The organism is Cellulomonas bogoriensis 69B4 = DSM 16987 (assembly GCF_000767165.1).
In the GTDB taxonomy this organism is placed as follows: Bacteria; Actinomycetota; Actinomycetes; order Actinomycetales; family Cellulomonadaceae; genus Actinotalea; species Actinotalea bogoriensis.
In genome coordinates, this window is the sequence record NZ_AXCZ01000188.1 from 1 (window position 1) to 4,926 (window position 4,926).

Below are 4,926 nucleotides of genomic sequence, written 5' to 3' on the forward strand. Positions count from 1 at the left end.
TCGCCCCGCCGGGGAGGAACGGACAGCGAGTCTCGCAGGCCGGTCCCGGGGGCAGATCCCTTCTGAGTTGGTCCAGGTGCTTCGGTGTCTGGGTGCTCGTTGTGGGTGGTGGTGGTTCCGGTTGGTTCGGGGTTGCGACTGTCTGGGAGGGCGTGTAAGATAGAGAGGTTGCCTCCGGCCGGACTTGAGAGGGTCTGGCGGGTGAGCGTCTGTTCTTTGAGAACTCAACAGCGTGCCGAAAGTCGATGCCATATGTCGTCGCTGCCGGGGTGTGTCTGCCGTTGTGGTGGGTGCGCTTGTGGTGGTGGTGACGTGGTTGAGACGAATGTTTAACGTCAGTTGACATTTGATCGATGCCAGATGATAACTGGTTCTGCCTTCGGGTGGGGCCGCTTCGTTTGTCGGTTGTCCTGCGCGTGAGCGTGGGTGCCAATAGACATGTACGGAGAGTTTGATCCTGGCTCAGGACGAACGCTGGCGGCGTGCTTAACACATGCAAGTCGAACGGTGAACCTCGAGCTTGCTCGAGGGGATCAGTGGCGAACGGGTGAGTAACACGTGAGTAACCTGCCCCAGACTCTGGGATAACTCCGAGAAATCGGTGCTAATACCGGATATGAGACGTACAGGCATCTGTTGCGTCTGGAAAGAATTTCGGTCTGGGATGGACTCGCGGCCTATCAGCTTGTTGGTGGGGTAATGGCCTACCAAGGCGACGACGGGTAGCCGGCCTGAGAGGGCGACCGGCCACACTGGGACTGAGACACGGCCCAGACTCCTACGGGAGGCAGCAGTGGGGAATATTGCACAATGGGCGCAAGCCTGATGCAGCGACGCCGCGTGGGGGATGAAGGCCTTCGGGTTGTAAACCCCTTTCAGCAGGGAAGAAGCGAAAGTGACGGTACCTGCAGAAGAAGCGCCGGCTAACTACGTGCCAGCAGCCGCGGTAATACGTAGGGCGCAAGCGTTGTCCGGAATTATTGGGCGTAAAGAGCTCGTAGGCGGTTTGTCGCGTCTGCTGTGAAAACCCGAGGCTCAACCTCGGGCTTGCAGTGGGTACGGGCAGACTAGAGTGCGGTAGGGGAGACTGGAATTCCTGGTGTAGCGGTGGAATGCGCAGATATCAGGAGGAACACCGATGGCGAAGGCAGGTCTCTGGGCCGCAACTGACGCTGAGGAGCGAAAGCATGGGGAGCGAACAGGATTAGATACCCTGGTAGTCCATGCCGTAAACGTTGGGCACTAGGTGTGGGGCTCATTCCACGAGTTCCGTGCCGCAGCAAACGCATTAAGTGCCCCGCCTGGGGAGTACGGCCGCAAGGCTAAAACTCAAAGGAATTGACGGGGGCCCGCACAAGCGGCGGAGCATGCGGATTAATTCGATGCAACGCGAAGAACCTTACCAAGGCTTGACATACACCGGAAACGGCCAGAGATGGTCGCCCCGCAAGGTCGGTGTACAGGTGGTGCATGGTTGTCGTCAGCTCGTGTCGTGAGATGTTGGGTTAAGTCCCGCAACGAGCGCAACCCTCGTCCTATGTTGCCAGCACGTCGTGGTGGGGACTCATAGGAGACTGCCGGGGTCAACTCGGAGGAAGGTGGGGATGACGTCAAATCATCATGCCCCTTATGTCTTGGGCTTCACGCATGCTACAATGGCCGGTACAAAGGGCTGCGATACCGCGAGGTGGAGCGAATCCCAAAAAGCCGGTCTCAGTTCGGATTGGGGTCTGCAACTCGACCCCATGAAGTCGGAGTCGCTAGTAATCGCAGATCAGCAACGCTGCGGTGAATACGTTCCCGGGCCTTGTACACACCGCCCGTCAAGTCACGAAAGTCGGTAACACCCGAAGCCGGTGGCCCAACCCTTGGGAGGGAGCCGTCGAAGGTGGGACCAGCGATTGGGACTAAGTCGTAACAAGGTAGCCGTACCGGAAGGTGCGGCTGGATCACCTCCTTTCTAAGGAGCTTTCTGGCGCCATGTGCGTCCAGGGCCTACTACTCGGACGAGCGTTCCGAGGTGGGTAGCTCAAGGGTGGAACATCGACTAGTGGCGTTCATCTTCTGGTGGCCTCAGTACTCCTCGTCTTCGGGCGGGGGTGGAACCTGGTGCATCGGGGTGGACGTGAGGCACGCTGTTGGGTCCTGAGGGAACAGGCTTTGCCTGGCGCCTCAGGCCGGCCCCTTGTGGGGGTTGGTGCTGTCGGACCATGGTGTGCGGTTGAACCGTCCTGCTGTTGTGGGGTAGGCGCCGTGACGTTGTGGGACCGCCCGTAGCTTGAGAACTGCACAGTGGACGCGAGCATCTTTGTAAGTCTTTGTGGCAAGTTTTTAAGTGCATACGGTGGATGCCTTGGCACTAGGAGCCGAAGAAGGACGTAGTAGCCTGCGATAAGCCTCGGGGAGTTGGCAAACGAACCGTGATCCGAGGATGTCCGAATGGGGAAACCCGGCTGGAGTCATGTCCAGTCACCTGCACCTGAATATATAGGGTGTGTGGAGGGAACGTGGGGAAGTGAAACATCTCAGTACCCACAGGAAGAGATATTCCGTGAGTAGTGGCGAGCGAAAGCGGAACAGGCCAAACCGATGGCGTGTGATAGCCGGCAGGCGTTGCGTGATCGGGGTTGTGGGACCTTTCAGTCAGTTCTGCCGAACTGGCAGGGAGTCAGAAAGTCGCGTCATAGTCGAAGGGCATTGAAAGGCCCGGCACAGAGGGTGCTACCCCCGTAGACGAAATGGCGCAGCCTCCCGAAGGGGATCCCAAGTAGCACGGGGCCCGAGAAATCCCGTGTGAATCTGGCAAGACCACTTGCTAAGCCTAAATACTACCTAGTGACCGATAGCGGACAAGTACCGTGAGGGAAAGGTGAAAAGTACCCCGGGAGGGGAGTGAAATAGTACCTGAAACCGTGTGCATACAATCCGTCGGAGCCTCCCTAGCAGGGGTGACGGCGTGCCTTTTGAAGAATGAGCCTGCGAGTTAGTGGTACGTGGCGAGGTTAACCCGTGTGGGGAAGCCGTAGCGAAAGCGAGTCCGAACAGGGCGTTTCAGTCGCGTGCTCTAGACCCGAAGCGAAGTGATCTAGCCATGGGCAGGTTGAAGCGCGGGTAAGACCGCGTGGAGGACCGAACCCACCTGGGTTGAAAACCGGGGGGATGACCTGTGGTTAGGGGTGAAAGGCCAATCAAACTTCGTGATAGCTGGTTCTCCCCGAAATGCATTTAGGTGCAGCGTCACGTGTTTCTTACCGGAGGTAGAGCTACTGGATGGCCGATGGGCCCCACAAGGTTACTGACGTCAGCCAAACTCCGAATGCCGGTAAGTCAGAGCGTGGCAGTGAGACTGCGGGGGATAAGCTCCGTAGTCGAGAGGGAAACAGCCCAGACCACCAGCTAAGGCCCCTAAGCGTATGCTAAGTGGGAAAGGATGTGGAGTTGCACAGACAACCAGGAGGTTGGCTTAGAAGCAGCCACCCTTGAAAGAGTGCGTAATAGCTCACTGGTCAAGTGATTCCGCGCCGACAATGTAGCGGGGCTCAAGTATACCGCCGAAGCTGTGGCATTCACACAATAGCTAGGTCTTCGTGATCCAGGCGTGTGGATGGGTAGGGGAGCGTCGTGTGGCGAGTGAAGTCGCGGGGTGACCCAGCGGTGGACGCCACACGAGTGAGAATGCAGGCATGAGTAGCGAAAGACGGGTGAGAAACCCGTCCGCCGAATGACCAAGGGTTCCAGGGCCAGGCTAATCCGCCCTGGGTAAGTCGGGACCTAAGGCGAGGCCGACAGGCGTAGTCGATGGACAACGGGTTGATATTCCCGTACCGGCGAAGAACCGCCCATACCGAGCCCAGTGATGCTAAGTGCCCAAAGCCATCTAGAGCCCTTCGGGGACGTGGTGGTGGAGCGCACGACCCGAACTGGTAGTAGGTAAGCGTATTAACAGGGGTGACGCAGGAAGGTAGCCCAGCGTGGCGATGGTTGTCCACGTTCAAGGTTGTAGGGCGAGCTGTAGGCAAATCCGCAGCTCACATAGCCTGAGAACCGATGGTGACCGCTTATGCGGGATGATTGGGTGATCCTATGCTGCCAAGAAAAGCCTCGACGCGAGGTTCTAGCCGCCCGTACCCCAAACCGACTCAGGTGGTCAGGTAGAGAATACCAAGGCGATCGAGAGAATCGTGGTTAAGGAACTCGGCAAAATGCCCCCGTAACTTCGGGAGAAGGGGGGCCCGAAGCGTGTACCCACTTGCTGGGGAAGCGTGGACGGCCGCAGAGACCAGGGAGAAGCGACTGTTTACTAAAAACACAGGTCCGTGCGAAGTCGCAAGACGATGTATACGGACTGACGCCTGCCCGGTGCTGGAAGGTTAAGAGGACGGGTCAGCCTTCGGGCGAAGCTCAGAATTTAAGCCCCAGTAAACGGCGGTGGTAACTATAACCATCCTAAGGTAGCGAAATTCCTTGTCGGGTAAGTTCCGACCTGCACGAATGGCGTAACGACTTCTCCGCTGTCTCAACCGCGAACTCGGCGAAATTGCACTACGAGTAAAGATGCTCGTTACGCGCAGCAGGACGGAAAGACCCCGGGACCTTTACTATAGCTTGGTATTGGTGTTCGGTACGGCTTGTGTAGGATAGGTGGGAGACTGTGAAGCCGGCACGCCAGTGTCGGTGGAGTCATCGTTGAAATACCACTCTGGTCGTTCTGGATATCTAACCTCGGTCCGTAATCCGGATCAGGGACAGTGCCTGGTGGGTAGTTTAACTGGGGCGGTTGCCTCCTAAAATGTAACGGAGGCGCTCAAAGGTTCCCTCAGCCTGGTTGGCAATCAGGTGGCGAGTGCAAGTGCACAAGGGAGCTTGACTGTGAGACTGACAGGTCGAGCAGGGACGAAAGTCGGAACTAGTGATCCGGCGGTGGCT

General features: G+C 57.8%; 2 rRNA genes. Both read left to right on the forward strand.

Going from position 1 to position 4,926, the window contains the following annotated elements:
• The first annotated feature begins 439 nt into the window (after positions 1-439).
• A 16S ribosomal RNA gene (locus N869_RS12830) occupies positions 440-1,960 on the forward strand.
• Positions 1,961-2,321: 361 nt separating this feature from the next.
• Positions 2,322-4,926: ribosomal RNA gene (locus tag N869_RS12835) — 23S ribosomal RNA — on the forward strand; the annotation flags it as partial.